Source organism: Prosthecomicrobium sp. N25, assembly GCF_037203705.1.
In the GTDB taxonomy this organism is placed as follows: domain Bacteria; phylum Pseudomonadota; class Alphaproteobacteria; order Rhizobiales; family Ancalomicrobiaceae; genus Prosthecodimorpha.
This window is the reverse complement of the sequence record NZ_JBBCAT010000003.1, coordinates 180,383-196,664: the sequence shown is the minus strand read 5'-3', so window position 1 is coordinate 196,664 and position 16,282 is coordinate 180,383. Positions and strand designations below refer to the sequence as shown.

General features: G+C 71.1%; 20 protein-coding genes. 19 read left to right on the top strand and 1 reads right to left on the bottom strand.

Annotated features, from left to right (window positions below):
* Window positions 1–23 precede the first annotated feature (23 nt).
* Window positions 24–335, bottom strand: a complete 312-nt coding sequence (locus tag WBG79_RS20065) for a hypothetical protein (RefSeq protein ID WP_337358998.1) — start codon at window positions 333–335, stop codon at window positions 24–26.
* 287 nt (window positions 336–622) lie between these two features.
* On the opposite strand from WBG79_RS20065, the gene WBG79_RS20060 reads away from it, so the two are divergent.
* From WBG79_RS20060 to WBG79_RS19970, 19 genes are all read left to right on the top strand, one after another.
* The gene (locus WBG79_RS20060) at window positions 623–1,201 is read left to right on the top strand and encodes a hypothetical protein (RefSeq protein ID WP_337358997.1); all 579 of its coding nucleotides are present in this window, start codon (window positions 623–625) and stop codon (window positions 1,199–1,201) included.
* 41 nt (window positions 1,202–1,242) lie between these two features.
* Window positions 1,243–2,088, top strand: a complete 846-nt coding sequence (locus WBG79_RS20055) for a ferric reductase-like transmembrane domain-containing protein (RefSeq protein WP_337358996.1) — start codon at window positions 1,243–1,245, stop codon at window positions 2,086–2,088.
* A gap of 189 nt (window positions 2,089–2,277) precedes the next feature.
* Entirely contained in the window at window positions 2,278–2,853 is a 576-nt protein-coding gene (locus WBG79_RS20050) for a DUF6305 family protein (RefSeq protein ID WP_337358995.1), read from the top strand.
* Window positions 2,854–2,932: 79 nt separating this feature from the next.
* Window positions 2,933–4,108 (top strand): poly-gamma-glutamate synthase PgsB, encoded by a 1,176-nt coding sequence (gene pgsB / locus WBG79_RS20045; RefSeq protein ID WP_337358994.1) that lies wholly within the window; start codon window positions 2,933–2,935, stop codon window positions 4,106–4,108.
* Window positions 4,102–4,536, top strand: coding sequence for a poly-gamma-glutamate biosynthesis protein PgsC (gene pgsC / locus WBG79_RS20040; protein ID WP_337358993.1), 435 nt, complete (start codon window positions 4,102–4,104; stop codon window positions 4,534–4,536). Before pgsB ends, pgsC begins: the two co-directional genes overlap by 7 nt.
* Window positions 4,533–5,570 (top strand): poly-gamma-glutamate system protein, encoded by a 1,038-nt coding sequence (gene pgsW, locus WBG79_RS20035; RefSeq protein WP_337358992.1) that lies wholly within the window; start codon window positions 4,533–4,535, stop codon window positions 5,568–5,570. Before pgsC ends, pgsW begins: the two co-directional genes overlap by 4 nt.
* 250 nt (window positions 5,571–5,820) lie before the next feature.
* Window positions 5,821–7,068, top strand: a complete 1,248-nt coding sequence (locus WBG79_RS20030) for a hypothetical protein (RefSeq protein WP_337358991.1) — start codon at window positions 5,821–5,823, stop codon at window positions 7,066–7,068.
* 67 nt (window positions 7,069–7,135) lie between these two features.
* Entirely contained in the window at window positions 7,136–9,346 is a 2,211-nt protein-coding gene (locus WBG79_RS20025; RefSeq protein WP_337358990.1) for a DUF6351 family protein, read from the top strand.
* A 59-nt stretch (window positions 9,347–9,405) separates the two neighbouring features.
* Window positions 9,406–9,933 (top strand): cytochrome c, encoded by a 528-nt coding sequence (locus WBG79_RS20020; RefSeq protein ID WP_337358989.1) that lies wholly within the window; start codon window positions 9,406–9,408, stop codon window positions 9,931–9,933.
* A gap of 174 nt (window positions 9,934–10,107) precedes the next feature.
* Entirely contained in the window at window positions 10,108–11,040 is a 933-nt protein-coding gene (locus WBG79_RS20015; protein WP_337358988.1) for a hypothetical protein, read from the top strand.
* Between the two features lie 63 nt (window positions 11,041–11,103).
* A complete protein-coding gene (locus tag WBG79_RS20010; RefSeq protein ID WP_337358987.1) occupies window positions 11,104–11,538 on the top strand; it encodes a DUF6152 family protein in 435 nt (144 codons plus the stop codon).
* Window positions 11,539–11,578: 40 nt separating this feature from the next.
* Window positions 11,579–12,445: a hypothetical protein gene (locus WBG79_RS20005; protein ID WP_337358986.1), complete on the top strand. Its 867-nt coding sequence runs from the start codon at window positions 11,579–11,581 to the stop codon at window positions 12,443–12,445.
* Between the two features lie 88 nt (window positions 12,446–12,533).
* Window positions 12,534–12,689 (top strand): hypothetical protein, encoded by a 156-nt coding sequence (locus tag WBG79_RS20000; RefSeq protein ID WP_337358985.1) that lies wholly within the window; start codon window positions 12,534–12,536, stop codon window positions 12,687–12,689.
* Window positions 12,689–13,867 carry a hypothetical protein gene (locus tag WBG79_RS19995; protein WP_337358984.1) on the top strand — a complete coding sequence of 393 codons (1,179 nt, stop codon included), beginning with the start codon at window positions 12,689–12,691 and terminating at the stop codon, window positions 13,865–13,867. The genes WBG79_RS20000 and WBG79_RS19995 overlap by 1 nt, the downstream gene beginning before the upstream one ends.
* Window positions 13,868–13,870: 3 nt before the next feature.
* The gene (locus WBG79_RS19990) at window positions 13,871–14,395 is read left to right on the top strand and encodes a hypothetical protein (RefSeq protein WP_337358983.1); all 525 of its coding nucleotides are present in this window, start codon (window positions 13,871–13,873) and stop codon (window positions 14,393–14,395) included.
* Between the two features lie 43 nt (window positions 14,396–14,438).
* Window positions 14,439–14,939 carry a DUF6644 family protein gene (locus WBG79_RS19985; RefSeq protein ID WP_337358982.1) on the top strand — a complete coding sequence of 167 codons (501 nt, stop codon included), beginning with the start codon at window positions 14,439–14,441 and terminating at the stop codon, window positions 14,937–14,939.
* 1 nt (window position 14,940) lies between these two features.
* Complete coding sequence (locus tag WBG79_RS19980) at window positions 14,941–15,381, top strand: c-type cytochrome (RefSeq protein WP_337358981.1); 441 nt, start codon at window positions 14,941–14,943, stop codon at window positions 15,379–15,381.
* A 23-nt stretch (window positions 15,382–15,404) separates the two neighbouring features.
* Complete coding sequence (locus WBG79_RS19975) at window positions 15,405–15,659, top strand: hypothetical protein (RefSeq protein ID WP_337358980.1); 255 nt, start codon at window positions 15,405–15,407, stop codon at window positions 15,657–15,659.
* Between the two features lie 41 nt (window positions 15,660–15,700).
* The gene (locus WBG79_RS19970; RefSeq protein ID WP_337358979.1) at window positions 15,701–16,279 is read left to right on the top strand and encodes a YbhB/YbcL family Raf kinase inhibitor-like protein; all 579 of its coding nucleotides are present in this window, start codon (window positions 15,701–15,703) and stop codon (window positions 16,277–16,279) included.
* The last annotated feature ends 3 nt before the right edge of the window (window positions 16,280–16,282 follow it).

The following is a 16,282-nucleotide window of genomic DNA, read 5'->3' as shown; positions in this document are numbered from 1 at the left end:
TCCTCGGGTCGCGGTCCGGTCCCTCATTTCTTCAGATCCTCTCCGTCGAAGGCGGCGCGATGCGACGGATCGCCGATGAACTCGACCATGAAGGGCACGGCCGGCTTCTTGAAGGTGTAGCTGCCGGAGGCGTCGAAGACGGATTCGACGATCAGCCGGCTGTTCGCCTCGCGGACCTGCACCACCTGGCCGGCCGAGGAGGCGCCGTCGCTGTAGCCGGCCTCGCAGGTCACCGTGCCGTCGTCGTTGTCGTAGCAGCTGAGGAGGGGCGCGTGCGCGAGGGCGGGCAGGACCGCCAGGCCCGTCCAGGCCGCGCCGGTCAAGGCCAGCGCCACGGCTCGTCCCGCCCGCGGCTGGCAGCGCCTCGACAGTCCCCTTCGCCGCATCGGTCCCTCTCCCGGAGCGGATCGGGTCGTCCGGCCCAGGCGGGCGGACCGCCCGGCCGGGATCGGCGGGGCGCTCCGGCGGGCGGGCAGGACGACGCCGTCAGGGGGCAGCTTAGCGACCGGACCGACCGCCGATACCTGCAAGTGCAGGTGTCGCGAGGGGCTCCTCCTCTGCCAGTCTCGGCGACCAGGCCCGGCCGAGGCGCCGCGGCCCGGACCGTCCGAGCAAGGTCATCATGTCGAGACCGCCACGCCGATCCGTCCCGATCCTCCCGCCCGCGCGCCGTCGGGGCCGTCGGGTCGGCTTCGCCACGCTTCTCCTGCTTCTCGGCTTCCTCGGAGCCGGGGGCGATCCGGCGGCTGCCGGCGAGGTTGCGGCCGGGACCGGCGCGACCGCAGAGGCGCAACCGTTCCGGAGCGACGTCGTCGAGATCCGCCTCCGGTCCCCGGATGCCGGGCCGGACGGCTACGAGCTCGAATACAAGGTCCGGATGCGGGTCGGCGCCACCCTGGTCTACGCCCTCGAGGTGACCGGGATCGCGGACCCGGAGGAGTTCTACGCCGAGTTCCACGGGGAGACCGAGCCCGGCCCGGGCGCCCCCACGGTGACCGTGATCGACTACCGGAAGGAGACGGGTCTCGCCTCCTACGGCGCCCTCACGGCGCCCGTGACGGGGATCCACGGCTGGTACCTGCAGAACCAGTCCGGCGGCACGGCCGTGGTGCGCATCCGGCTCGCCGGCTTCTACGATCTGATCCCGCCCGGCCAGGACGGCAACCTCGCCGGCATCCTGCCGGCCGGATCGCCGCCGTGACGGCGCGGACGGCCGGGGGCCGTCTCACGAGGGAGATCCCGATGCTGGCACCCTGGCGCGACCGACGCGGGGCCTTCTCGGCGATCCGGGCGGGGGCGCTCGTGCTCGCCGCGGTGCCGGCGGCCTTCATGCTGGCCGACTGGCGGAGCGGGGCCTTCGGGCCGATCCCGGTGATCGGCTTCACCTACTGGTCGGGCGTGTGGGCGACGGTGCTGCTCCTGCTGACGCTAGCGGTCTCCCCGGCGCGGGCCATCCTGGGGCTCGGCCGGCTGATCGAGGCGCGGCGGATCCTGGGCGTCTCCGCGCTCCTCTATTCCCTCCTGCACGTGGTCGCCTTCGCGATGTTGTTCCGGTGGGACGCCGGCGAACTCGCCGCCCAGATGCGGCGCCCGACGATCCTGGTGGCCAGCGGGTCGCTCGCCCTGCTGCTGGCGCTCGGCCTCACCTCCACGGACGCGGCCGTGGCGCGGCTCGGGGCGGAGCGCTGGCATCGGCTGCACCGGCTGAACTATGCGGCGAGCGGGCTGGCGGTCGCCCACTTCCTGCTCTCGCCGGGCGTCTTCGGCGCGCAGTACTGGACGGCCGGTCTGTTCCTCTGGCTGATGGCATGGCGGGCGCTGCGGGGGGCGGGACGGGGCCGCTCCGCGATGGCACTGGGGCTCTTGGCGATCGGCGCCGGGGCGGCGGCGTTCGGGCTCGAGATCCTCTGGCTGTGGGCGTACCAGGACATGCCGCCGGCCGAGACCCTGCCGATTCTGCTGACCTTCGACGACGAGCTGTCAGCCTGGTGGGTGATCGCCCTCGCCGGGGCGGCGGCGGCCATCGCGGCCGCACTGCCCGCCTTCAGGCGGAGCCAAGCCCCGGGCTCGCGCGCGGCGCCGATGTAGGGGGCGCCGCCTGCCGGCCCCAATCGCCGGGGAACACCTCCATTTGCAGGTATTGCGGCGGCGGGAACCGACGTTCAATGCGGGTGACCCGCGGATCCGTCCGGTGCCGCGGCGGGCCCCGGGGCGTGCGCCCCTGGCCGCCGCCGTACCGGACCCCGCGCCGAGACCGAAGCACCCGAGGGAACGCACATGACCCGGAAGCCTGATCGTCGGCAATTCCTCGTCGCGGCCGCGCTCGTCGGCGGAGCCGTCCTGACGTGGGCCGCCCCGTCCGTCGCCCAGGACAAGGCACAGCCGCCGGCCCTGGTGACCAGCATCGGACAGAGCCTCGACGCCTTCCAGGTCCAGCTGGCCGTGAAGCGCAGCGGGATCCCGTACAAGTACGATCCGCACATCGAGGCGAACCAGCTCGGCGAGGCCAAGACCCTCATGCTGGCGGTCGGGGCCAGCCTCAAGGGGTTCGGCGACGCGGGCATCAGCATCAGCGACGAGCTCGCCCGGACCAGCCACCTGCTGGACGCGGCGAAGGCCAAGGGCCTCTATGTCGTCGTTCTGCACATCGGCGGCGAGGATCGCCGGGACGCCCTCTCCAACCAGTTGATCGAGCTGGCGGCGCCGCGCGCCAACTATCTCATCATCCGCAACGACAGCGACGGCGACGGGCTCTTTACGAAGATTTCGAAGGCCGGCAACATCCCGATGGTCGTGATCGAGAGCGCGGCGACTCTCAAGCAGCCGCTCGAGAAGCTGTTCTCCGGCGGTTGACGGACGGGGTGCCGGCGCGGGCAGGGGCGCCCGGCCCTCTCGAGGCACGGGACGCGCGCGGGCGGGGCATACGGGGCGCATGCTGTCGATCCTGACCGACCCGGTTCTCGCCGAGCGCCTGCCGGCGCCGCGGCTCGCGCTCCTGGCCGTCCTCTGCTTCCTGGCAGCGGCCCTTTGGCTGGCGGTCGCCGGCTTCCTCCTCAGGCGGAACCGGGCCCGCATTCCCGTCGTCATCCACGTCGCGGGCACGCGCGGCAAGTCGACGACCGTCCGGCTGATCGCGGCCGGCCTGCGCGCCGGAGGGCTGCGGGTCGTCGGCAAGGCGACCGGGTCCGAGCCGCGGCTCCTGACGCCGGACGGCCGCGAGGAGCCGTTCCGGCGGCGGGGACCGGCCTCGATCCGCGAGCAAGCGCGGCTTCTCGCAAGGGCGGCGCGGGAGGGCGCTGACGCGCTCGTGGTCGAGTGCATGGCGATCCGGCCGGACCTTCTGTGGGCGTCCGAAGCCCGGCTCCTCAAGGCCACGACGCTCGTGGTCACCAACGCCCGGCCGGACCATTTCGAGGAGCTCGGCGAGGCGCCCGGCGCGATGGCGGAGGCGCTCGCCTGGCTGATCCCGCAGGGCGGGACCGTGGTGGCGGCCCGGGAGGCGGCGACGGACGGCTTCCGGGCCCGTGCGGCTTCGCTCGGGGCGCGGCTGGTGACGGTCGAGACGGACGGGCTCGCGCCCGATGCGGCCAACCGGGCGCTCGCGCTCGCCGCCTGCCGGATCCACGGGGTCGGGGAGGAGGCGGCGGCCGCCGGTATGGCCTTCGCCTTGCCCGATCCCGGGCACTTCGCCGCCTGGGAGGCACAGATCGAGGGCAAGACGATCCGCTTCGCCAACGCCTTCGCGTGCAACGACGTGGTCTCGCTCGAGGCGCTCTGGGCGGAGCGGCCCCCGGAGGGGCGGCCCGTGGTGGTGCTCAACGCCCGCCGCGACCGGCCGCTGCGCAGCCGGCACTTCGTCCGCTTCCTGGCCGCGCGCCGGCCGCTGCCGCTGCTCTTCGTGGCCGGCGACGGCCTCGCGGCGGTGCTGGCGCGGCGGGCCGGCTTCGGGGCCGGGGACGTCGTCGGCCTGCCGCCCGACCCCCGGCGCGCGCTCGCGGCGCTCGCCGCGGCGGTGCCGCCCGGAACCACCGTCTGGGGGGTCGGCAACTATGCCGGCCTCGGCCGCGAGCTCGCCGCCCTTCTGGGCCCGGAGCCGCCGGCATGCTGACGGCGGCCCTCGTCATCGGGGTGCCGGTGAGCCTTCTCGTTACGGAAGTCATCGGGCTGACCGCCGGGGGCATCATCGTGCCGGGCTACGTGGCGCTGCTGCTCGACCGCCCGGCCGCGCTGCTCGGCTTCTTCCTCGTGAGCCTCGCGTGCTTCGGCCTGGTGCGGCTCCTGCAGAGGCACCTGGTGCTCTTCGGGTCGCGAGCCTTCGCGGTGACGGTGCTCGCCGGACTGGCGCTGTCGCTGACGGCGGACTGGCTGGTCGAGGTCGCCGGACCGGGGCCGATCGAGTGGGCGGGCCTCGGCTACATCGTCCCCGGCCTCGTGGCGCACCAGTTCGACCGCCAGGGCATCCTGCCGACGCTGGCCGCGCTGGCGATCGCGGCGGCGGCGACGCGAATCATCCTCGTCCTGGCGGTGCGCCTGTGAGCGGGCCGCCCGCCGTCCCGGCGCCGCAGGTCGCCGGCCGGTGGGGCGGCGTCCGGCTGGCCCTCGCCGCGGTCCTCTGCCTGGGGCTGTGGCAGGTGGTGGAGCGGGTATCGGGCGGCGGGCTGCATCCGCGCCTCCCGGAGATGCTCGCCGCGGCCGAGACGATGCGGGAGGCGACCCGGGCGATCGCGGCGGAAAAGTCCGCGCGCGGCCTGATGCAGCCGCCCGAGGTGGATCCCAACCGCACGGGGCTGATCGGGCCGGAGTTGACCGGGCTCACCACCACCATGGGCGACCTCGCGTCCAAGCGGACCGTGACCAACCCGGACTTCGCCGCCGCGCTCCTGCGCATGGTCGACGGGCTCGGCCTGCCGCGCGGGGCGCCGGCCGTGGTGGTGCTCTCGGGCTCCTTCGTGGGGGCGGACATCGCCAGCATGGCGGCGCTGGAGGCGATCGGGATCCGCCCGGTCGTCGTCGTCTCGCTGAGCGCCTCGATGTACGGCGCCACGGACCCTGGCTTCACGCTGCTCGACATGCTCGGCACCCTGCGGCGACGGGGGATCCTGGCGACGCGTCCGTCGCTCGCGGTCTTCGGCGGCGAGGCCGGGGTGGCGCACGGAATGGAGCCGGAGGTGGTCGCGGCGCTCAGGGCGTCGGCGGCGCGGGAAGGGGTGGAGCTCATCGAGGAGCCGCCGTTTCCGGCGCTCGCGGAGCGGCTGGCCGACAGAATCCGGACCCTGCTCGGCGGCCGAGCGCCGGCTCTCCTCGTCAACGTGGGCGGCGCGCTCGTGGCGCTCGGCACCTGCCCGCAGTCCTTCGAGCTGCCGCCCGGGCTCTCGCGGCGGCCGCTCGGCTGCAGCGCAGGGGCGCCTGGTCTCGTGCAGCGGCTCGCCGGGGACGGCGGCGTGCCGGTGCTGCACGTCATCAACATCCGGCGGATGGCGCTCGACTCCGGTCTCCCGTTCGACCCGCGCCCCCTGCCGGTGCCGGGCCGCAACCCCGCCGTCTACGGGCGAAGCCGCGCGGTGGAGTGAAATCGCGGGTCGCACCTGCATTTGCAGGTACACGGCGGTCTCACTCGGGCGTTAGCTCGTCGATGTTCCGGATGCGGACCGGCCTCGAGGGAGAAGGGCCCGGAGCCCGCAAGGACAGCAACAGTCACGGGGAAGTCGTCGTCGCACAGGGCCGGTGCTGCGCTACGCGCGCGCTCGCCGTACGTCGAAAACTTGAAGAAAAAGTGCGCCTGGGGGAGGCTCGACGTTGGAACTACAGCCCGGGATACTCTTGGCGATCGCCGTCGCCATCTTCGCGGCGGCGCATCTCTGGCAGCGCTGGCCGCTGCCGATCGCCTTCATCGCGGCCGCCGTGGCGACCGCGCTCCTCGGCGGCTACGGGATCCCGTTCCGGCATCTCGTCGAAGGCGGGTTCGGCTTCATCAACCTCGTGCTGGCGCTCTTCGCCGGCGCCTTCTTCGGCCACATGATGCGCCTCAGCGGCGCCACGGAGGCCGCGGCCGAGGGGCTCGTGCGCCTGTCCGGCGGCCGCCCGGTGCCGCTTCTCTTCATGATCGGGGCGCCGCTCTACGCGGTCGGCATGTTCGTCGGGCTCGCCGGCGTCGCGGTGCTGTCGGCGGGCGTCTTCGCGGTGCCTGCCATGCGTCGCGTCGGCTTCGACGATTCGACGACCGCGGCCTTCATCGCCGTGATGGCGGCGGCCGGCATGATCGCGCCGCCCATCAACGTGCCGGCCATGCTGGTCGCGGACGGCACCAACATGCCGTGGACCAACGTGGCGGCGGCGCTGCTCACCATCTCGCTGCCCTTCGCGCTCGCCGGCATCCTGTGGTTCGCCCGGCAAGAGCGCCCCGGCGCGCGGCCCGCCGCGCTTTCCGGACCGGCGGGCTACGGCGACATGCTGAAGGGGCTCGCGCCGCTCGCCGTGATCATCCTGATCTGGGTCGGGGTCCGGCTCGCGGGCACCCGCGTCATCGATCCGGCCGCGCCGCTCGTGCTGGTGATCGGCGGTCTCGTCATGCTGCCGGCGCTGCCGAAGGGCGCGCTCGGCGGGGCGATCGGGTCCACCTTCACGGGCACGCCGCTGCTCCTCGCCGCCGTGCTGGTGTCGATCGGGGTGCTGGTCCAGGTGATGACCCTGACGGGCATCCGGGGCTGGGTGGTGGTCGGCACGATGTCGCTGCAGCCGCCGTGGAACTATCCGAGCCTGCTCTTCGGCATGCCGATCGTCGGCGGGGCGCTGACCGCGATGGTGACGAGCGACGTGATCGGCGTTCCGGCGGCCTTCAGCTTCATCAAGCAGGACATGATCCTCAACGTCGCGGCGATTTCGGGCATCGCGGCGCTCGCCGAGTTCGTGGCACCGACCGCCATCTCGGCGGCGCTCGCCTGCTACGTGGTCGGCGGCTCGAGCGTCGGGCAGGTCTTCCGGCGTGCCTGGCCGCCGCTCGCGGTGCTGGCAGCCGCGGCGGTCCTTGTCCTGCTCTTCGCGCCGAAGCTGACCGGCATCATCACCTGACGGGGCGGCGTCGCCCGGTCTCGAACAAGAAGCAAGACGGCAAGAACGGTTTCGTAGGGAGATGGAAATGCGCTCAAGAGGTATCACGCTGGCGGCTTCGCTGGCTGTGCTCACGGCGGCCGTCACCGGCATGGCCGCCGCACAGACGAAGGGCCTGAAGGTCGAGGTCGTCTCCTCGCGGCCCGAACTGGTGACGGGGGGCGACGCGCTCGTCCGCATCTCCGGCGATGCCGCCGCGCCGAAGGTCTCGGTCAACGGCCGCGACGTCTCGTCGGCGTTCCGGGCGGACGCCAAGGGCGGCGGCTTCGTCGGGGTCGTCGGCGACCTCAAGGACGGGGCGAACCAGCTCACCGCCACCTCGGCGGCCGGGGAGGCGAGCCTGACGCTCACCAACTATCCCGTCAACGGCGCGCTCTTCGCCGGTCCGCAGCAGCAGCCCTTCGTCTGCGAGAACGAGACCTTCGGGCTCGAGCCGGCCAAGGACGAGAGCTGCGCGGCGCCCGCCAAGGTCGAGTACTTCCTGCGCACCAAGGGCGGCGAGTGGAAGCCCTACGACCCGAAGTCGCCGAAGCCCAACGACGTCGGGACCACCAAGACGACGGACGGCCGCGAGGTGCCGCTCATCGTCCGGCAGGAGCGGGGGGTGATCAACCGCTCGGCCTACCTGATCAACATCCTGCACGATCCCTCGGCCGGCCCGCTGCCGGCGCCGGGCGCGCCCTCGGAGGCGTCGGGCTGGAACGGCAAGCTCGTCTACAGCTTCGGCGGCGGTGTCCAGGCCAACTACCACATGGGCCGTGGCCTGGGCATGATGACCGGCACGGACAACAAGTACTTCATCGAGGACCTGGGCGGCGGCCTGTTCGACTACTTCGTCACGCGTGGCTACGCGGTGGCAGCCGGGTCGCTCAACGTCATGGGGACCAACAACGACGACGTGAAGTCGGCCGAGACCATGTCCAAGGTGAAGGAGCACTTCATCGAGGAGTTCGGTCCGCCGCTCTTCACCATCGGGCACGGCGCGTCGGGCGGCTCCATGCAGCAGCACCTGATCGCGAACAACTATCCGGGCCTGCTCGACGGCATCATGCCGGCGCGCAACTACCCGGACACGATGAGCTTCCTGCAGCCGCTCTACGACTGCGAACTGATCGCCAACGCCATCAAGAACTCGCAGCACAAGTTCAGTCGCGACCAGATGGGCGCCCTCGCGGGCAAGTACTGGGGCTATTGTGTCAGCAACGGCACGCGCTACCCGAACGCGCGGATCGACAACTGCGACGCGACCGTCAAGGACCTGATCGCCAGCGACCCGAAGGTCAAGGCGATGAACGTGCGCTGCACCTATCAGGACAACCTGGTCAACATCTTTGGGCGCGATTCGAAGACGGGCTTCGCCCGCAATCCCTTCGACAACGTCGGCGTCCAGTACGGGCTCGTCCCCTTCAACGAAGGCAAGATCAGTTTCGAGCAGTTCGCCGACATCAACCAGCGGATCGGCGGGCTCGACATCAACGGCAAGATCATGGCCGACCGCATGACGGGCGACACGGAGGCGCTGCGCCGCGCCTACGAGACCGGCCGCGTGACCGGCACGGGGGCGCTCGCGACCGTGCCGATGGTCGACATCCGCTCCTACGTGGACGGCGACCCGCTCGGCCTCGGGGATCCGGGCGTGGACGTGCACGACGGCTACCACAGCGCGGTCATGCGCGCCCGGCTGGAGAAGTACCAGGCGTCGGCCGCCAACCACGTCATGCTGACCACGGCCAGCCTCGGACGGGTCCAGCTCGACACGCGCACCGGCGGCTCGCCGCTGATCCGGGTCTCGGGCGAAGGGCTCGCGGCCATCGACACCTGGCTGACCGCGGTCGTCAACGACAAGTCGGACGAGCCGCTCGCCCGCAAGGTGGCCAAGCACCGGCCGGCAGGGCTCGTCGACGCCTGCTACCCGACCAAGCAGGGCGCGCTGGTCGGCGAGATCGAGAAGATCACGGACCGGAAGACCTGCGACACTCTCTTCCGCTTCGCCGGCGATGCCCGGCTGGCGGCGGGGGCTCCGGCGACCGACGACGTCTTCAAGTGTGCGCTGAAGCCGGTCGATCCGAAGGACTACAAGGTCTCGCTGTCGGCCGAACAGCTCGACCAGTTGAGGAAGATCTTCCCGGACGGCGTCTGCGACTACACCAAGCCCGGCGTCGGGCAGGTGAAGACCGGCGGCACCTGGGCCTTCTTCAGCGCCGACGGGCAGTACCGCTTCCTCGACAAGGTGCAGTGACGCGGGTCCGCCGCGGGCCGGGCTCCCGGTCCGCGGCACCCCTTGCAGGAGAAGGGCCGATGCTCGGGACGGATCGGGGAGGGAGGCGGGGCCGGATCGCCGTCGTCGCACTCGTCGCCCTCGTCACGGCGGTGGCGCCCGGTGCGAGCGCCGAGGCGCCGCTCACACCGGAGCGCCGGGACGACATCGTGCAGGCGCGGCAGCTGCTGATGGATGCGGTCGAGGAGCGGGTGACGGCGCTCGACGGCCTGGCGGCCGGCGGGACCGGTCCGCTCAAGGACCTGACCGAACGCGCCTACCTGATCAGCACGCTGATCGCGGCCTTCCCGCACCTCTTCCCGGACGGGACCAGGCCGGACCAGATCGGCCCCGACGGCACGGCGACGAATGCACTGCCGTCGGTGTGGGCCCGGTACGACGCCTTCTACGACCTCGCCCGGACGGCGTCGGCGGCCGCCCTGGAGGCCTCGCAGGCGAAGGATCAGGCGGGGGTGGCGAAGGGGGCGCGCGCCCTCCGCCAGGCCTGCGACGGCTGCCATGCGGGATTCATGGGGTCGACCGGGCAGCCGAGCGTGCCGCAGAAGTGAAAAGTCAGCTCTTCGTCCCATAAAGATGACGCTGAGTTGACATATGTGGAAATGTGAGTAGAGAATAAAAAAATACCAGTTAAAGAGCGAACGTTCGGGTCTTCGGACATGATCGTCTCTTCGGCGAGACATGCCGGTGGGAACGAGCCATAGGGTAGGAACGCCATGAACAGGATGAACACTCTGATATTCGCGCTTGCCGCCTCGGCGGCCGGGGCGCTCGTCTCGCCCGCGGCCTGGGCCCAGAGCCCCTGTCCGCAGTGCGGCTCGCAAGTCGCCATCAAGGACATCCCCCGCATCCTCGGCGAGGCGGGCACCGCGATGGGGCTCGTCCGGTCGCAGCAGCTGCTGATCGGGCAGGTCAACAACTACGAGATCCTCGGCAAGGGGACGATGGTGGACCTGGAGGCGCCCACGCTCGGCCAGCCGGTCGAGGTCACGCGCTACGTCGCCAACGTGCAGCAGCAGCAGTGGGCCTCGCGGGTCGACTTCGAGGGTCCGTCGGTGCCGCGCAAGATCCGGGTCGTGAAGGGCAAGCGGGCCTGGGACGAGAGCTGGTACGACGAGAAGACGAGGACCGGCGTGGTCCAGAAGCTCAGGACCGCCCCGGCCGACGCGGCGGCCACGCTGCGCGGCCAGCTCGTCTGGTTCGAGCCGCACTCCTTCTTCACCCAGGTCGCCTTCGCGGCGGGCAAGCGGTGCCTGACGGAGACGGTCAAGCCCTGCACCACCGCCCACTCGGTAACCCAGGAGGGCGGCAAGACGGTGATGACCGTCGAGATCAACGGCGTAACCTACAAGGGGGCGCTCGATGAGAAGAAGCGCATCGGCTCGGTCGAGGCGACCGTCTCGCTGCCCGGCGGGCCGAAGCTCCTGCAGGCGACCTACACCGGCTGGCGGACGGGCGCCCGCGACACCAACGACCCCAAGGACCTGAGCGCCGAAGGCGACCAGGCGCTCGACAAGTTCCACAACGGCGTCTTCTGGCCGGAGCGGATCACCTACACGATCGAGGGCCGGACCGTGCTCGACATTACGGTCCAGGGCGGCTGGGGCAATCCCTACACGGTCTATCCGGAGCCCGAACTCATCGCCAAGGCGCAGTGACACGGGGCGCCCGGCGGGCCCGGCCCGACCGGCGCGTCCGAACAAGACAGGGAGCAATCACCCATGGGAACGATCCGCACACTCGCCGCCGCCCTGGCGCTCGCCGCCGGGCTCGGCACCGCCGCCGTCGCTCACCACGCCGTGCAGGCCCAGTTCGACGTCTCCAAGAACGTCATCATCACCGGCAAGCTCATCAAGGTCGAATGGCAGAACCCGCATGCGTGGTTCCATTTCGAGGTGACCAAGGCCGACGGCACGACGGAGATCTGGTCGACCGAGACCGTGGGGCCGAACGGCCTGCGCCGCCTCGGCCTCAGCGACCGCCGGCTCTTCGTGATCGGCGAGACCTACAAGGTCGACCTCTGCCCGGACCGCTCCGGCGCGACGCTCGGCTTCACCAACGCCTTCTGGTTCCCGGACGGGAAGTTCGTGAAGGTCGGCTTCCCGGAGAGCCCGACCGGCGAGATCCCGGCGGATGCGCCGAAGATCGGCCAGTAGCCGCCCGACCCCGAGCCGGAACCCAACAAGGGAGACCAGCATGACCTTCAGAGCAAGTCTCGGGACGGCGCTCCTCGGCGGAGCCCTCCTGGCGGCCACCGCGCTCGCGGCCCAGGCCCAGACGCGTCCCAATTTCAACGGCATCTACGGCGGTGCCGGCGTCGCCGACCTCAAGGCCGCCACCTGCGGCGAGAAGGTCGACGGCTTCGCCCAGTCGAACAACGACCGCTACAAGTCCGGCGCCGTCGGCGGCGTCGCCGAGGGCAACAAGGGCGCGGCCGGCTGGATCACCTTCGAGCAGGACTGCGGACCGCAGCATCGCGGGCGGGTGAGCAAGCCGCTCTACAAGCCGCAGTACTGGGAAAAGGTGCGGATGCACGACAACTACGCCAATGCGGGCGGCAAGTACGAGGAGTACGCCGATCCGCAGTGGAAGAACTACCCGCTGGGCGTCCCGCGGATCGGTCCGCCGAACCAGATCGTCCAGGTCGGCGACAACATGTTCTTCCTCTACGAGAACCAGAACACCTTCCGGTCGATCCCGACGGACTGCCGCGAGCACGATCCCGTCCTGAAGTACGACCAGTCGCCGAACGGCCTCGCGGTCGGGTGCTGGGAGGGCGACACGCTGGTCATCACCACGATGGGCTTCACGGACGTCACCTGGCTGGACTGGCCCGGCTACATCCACAGCAACGAGATGGTGGTCATCGAGAAGCTGAAGCTGGACGGCGAGACGCTCCTGTACGACGTGACGGTGCAGGACCCGGTCTACTTCATGCAGGACTGGGTCTGGGACACGGCGAAGCTCGCCCGCAACAAGAACCCGAAGGCGCAGCTGATGCAGGACGTACCCTACATCGACCGCTCCCTCGGCAAGCTGACGGACCCGAACTACCGCGGCTGACGCCGCATCCCGGGGGTGGCGGGCCGTGCCGGCCGCCCCCGTCACCCCGCCTTTCCGATCCCGACCGACCACGCATGAGCGAGGCACGATGGAACTCGGCCTTATGTACACCTACCGCCTGCTAGCGCTCGTCATCGCGGCGACCATGCTGGTGGTGATCTGGCGGCGGCGCGACTGGCGCGAACAGCTCTACGCCGCGCTCGTCTTCATTCCCTTCGTGCTGCGCGGGCTGGGGGTGAAGTGATGCTGGACCGCGCCCCCCAACAGCGGCCGCCCGGTCTTGCCGGCACCCTCCGCGAGCGGGCAGGGCCGCTCGTCTTCACGACGCTGGCGGTGGCCATCGCGGCCGCCGCCGGGTCGGTGTTCGAGGCCATGCGGGAGCCGGAGCCGATCGTGGCTGGGCCCGGTGTGACCAGGCACTACATGCTCGGCGAGCGGGCCGCCGACCTGACCGGCGGGCCGGGGGACACGCCGGTCTTCGAACTCGTCGGCAAGGAGCCGGGCGCGACCGTGATGGTGCTCGGCGGCACCCACCCGCAGGAGATCGGCGGCATGCTGGCCGCCGTCCTGATGGTCGAGAACGTCACGGTGAAAAAGGGTCGGCTCCTGATCGTCCCGCAGGCCAACCGCTCCGGCTTCGGCCACACGGACCCGATGGAGGCGCACCTCCACAGCTTCGAGATCGACACGCCCGGCGGGCCGCGCTGGTTCCGGGTCGGCATGCGGCTCACCAACCCGGCCGACCAGTGGCCGGACCCGGACATCTTCGTGCATGCGCCGAGCGGGGAGGGGATGGTCGGCCACGAGGTCCGCAACCTCAACCGGGTGCATCCGGGCCGGGCGAACCGCTGGCTGACCTCCCGGGTCAGCGCGGCGCTCACCGGGCTCGCGAGCGAGAGCGATATCGTGTTCGACCTGCACGAGGCGCAGCCGGAATATCCGGTCATCAACATGATGGTGGTGCACGAGCGGGCCTTCGAGACGGCGGCGACGGCCGTCGCGGCCCTGCAGGCGCGACGCATCCCGATGGGGCTCGCGGCCTCGCCGAAGAACCTGCACGGGCTCAGCCACCGCGAGTTCGGCGACTTCACCAAGGCGGAGGCCATGCTGGCGGAGACCGCCAACCCGGCCATGGGGCGCTTCCGCGGACGGACCGGCACGGACCTGGTCGTGGAGGGGCGCGACAGCGGCTACGAGAAGGCGGCGCTGCTCAACCGCCTCTTCGTGAAATTCGACCACAACGGCTGGCCGCTCCGGGTGCGCGTCGCCCGGCATATCGCCACCGTCGAGGAGGTGGTCAACGCCTGGAACGAGCTGCATCCGGACAACACGATCGAGCTCGAGAACATCCCGCCCTACAAGGACGTCAGCCAGAAGGGGCTCGGGATGTTCCTGAGGCCACCGCCGGCGGCACGGAGCTGAACCATGTGGAACACCCTGCGCAACTTCGAGGCCGGGGACTTCTCGTCCTGGCTGCGCGAAGGGAACTTCATCGCCGAGCCCTTCGCGACCTACTACGTGCTGCTCGGCCTGCATGCCATCGGCATGGCGATGGTGGTCGGCATCTCGTTCATGCTGGCGTCCCGGGTGCTCGGCTTCCAGCTCGTCGTGTCGCTCGTCGAGGCGCGCCGCCTGCTCGGCCTGGCCTGGTGGGGCTTCTGGCTCAACCTGATCTCCGGCCTGCTGCTCATCCTGGCGCAGCCGCGGCGGGAGATGATGACCCCGCTCTTCTGGGGGAAGATGCTGATGATCGTCGTCGCGGTCTGGGGCCTCAGGGCGCTCGGACGCGGGCTCGAGTCCGCGCGGCCGGCCGGGCGGGGGGCCGCCGACGTCGTCGAGTTGGTGCCCCATGCCGTCCGCGTCGCGGCCGCCGTCGTGAGCCTCGCCTGGATCCTCGCCATCGTGTCCGGCCGGCTCGTCGGATACACCCAGCCGCCCCCGCCGCTCTGAGCCCGCCGCCCGCGCCCGCACCCCGCATCGAGGACACTCGCGCATGCTGCTCGACCCGCACCAGCTCGAATGGTTCAAGCAGGCCTGGCCGGGGCCGATCGTCCGGTCGACCAGCTGGCTCTTCTCCTTCGGCGAGATCCTGCATTTCATCGGGCTCTGCCTGCTGCTCGGCTCGCTCCTCTTCATCGACCTGCGCCTGATGGGTTTCTACCGGGGCGCGTCGGTGCGCTCGGTCCTGGCTTTCCTGCCGTGGACGCTGTTCGGCTTCCTGCTCAACGCCTTCAGCGGCTGGATCTTCTTCACCTCGAACCCGGCCTCCTACATCGAGAACCCGGCCTTCCTGCTGAAGATGCTCCTGATCGTGCTGGCGGGCCTGAACGCGGCCGCGTTCACGCTGATCGAGCACAGGGCGATGCTGAAGGTCGGGCCGGGCCAGGACACGCCGGCGCTCACCAAGATGCTGGCCGGGTCCTCGCTCCTGCTCTGGTTCGCCGTGCTGCTCCTCGGCCGCTGGCTGCCGATCTTCACGGTCGGGACGAACTGAGATGGGCGGTCGCTTCACCCCGTCCCGCGCCGTACCGGGCTTTCTTGCGCTCACGGCGGCGTTCGCCGCAGCGGCGGCGCTCGCCGCGACGCCGGCCCTCGCCGACGTCGGCCAGGGCGACCCGGAGGCCGGGCGCGTGGTCTTCGAGCAGTGCGCCAAGTGCCACGCGCTCGGCGACAAGCCGGCCGAGGTCAATGCCGGGCCGCCCCTCGACGGCGTGATCGGCCGCCGGGCCGCCTCGGTGCAGGGGTTCACCTATTCGCCGCAGCTGCGCAGTTCCCGGATCACCTGGGACGAGGCCTACCTGGCGCGATTCATCAAGTCGCCGAAGAGCCTCATCCCCGGCACGCGCATGCAGTTCGGCGGTCTCGGCACCGACCAGGAGGTCGCCGACGTGATCGCGTTCCTGGCGCGTGCCGCCGCCCAACCCAAGCCGCAGTAGCGGGTCCCGCGAGGTCGCCAGCCATGATCGCCATCGGATCGATCCTCATCGCAGCCGGCTCGGTCGCCATCCTGCTGTTCCTCTATCTGACGCTCAAGGTGCAGCCTCGGCTCTTCCCGGGCGAGGTCGTCAGCCCGAACGACACGGTCTCGGCCCGCGTGCCGCGGTCGCATCTCGCCTTCGGGCTCGCGCTCGCCGGCCTGCTGATCGCGGGCGTCGGCGTGTTCAGCCTGGGCAGCGCCATGGTGGCGACCACGCTCGGCTACGGCCACGGCTGACAGCCCTGATCTCTCCCGCGCAACCACGGAAGGAACGCCCCATGTTCGAAGCCCTCCCGATCCGTTCGGCCGCGCTCGCCGGTGCCATGGTGCTCGCGGGCGTCGAGGCCCGCGCCCAGGGCACCGGCCCCTTCACGGTGACGTCGACGAAGCTCAAGGACGGACAGCCGATCGACCCGCGCTACGCCGGGCCGACCACCGCGCAGGCGGCCTGCGGCGGGGAGAACGTCTCGCTGCCGCTCGACTGGGCCAATCCGCCGGCCAACACCAAAAGCTTCGCCGTCGTGGTGTTCGACTTCGAGGGCGGTCGGGGCCCGGGCGTGGTGCACTGGATCGCCTACGGGATCGCGCCGGAGACCACGTCGCTCGCCGAGGGCGCCGGCAACACGCCGTCGTCCGACTGGGTCGGCGGGTCCAGTTCGCGGCAACTGCCGACCTACTTCGGCGGCTGCGGCCCGGCGACGGACGCGCCGCACCACTACATCTACAGCGTCTACGCCCTCGACGTGGCGAAGGACGAACTGCCGGCCGGGCTGACCCGCGACCAGTTCCTCGAGAAGGTCAAGGGCAAGGTTCTCGGCCTCTCCAGCGTGATCGGGACCTATCGCCGGCCGAAGTGAGGC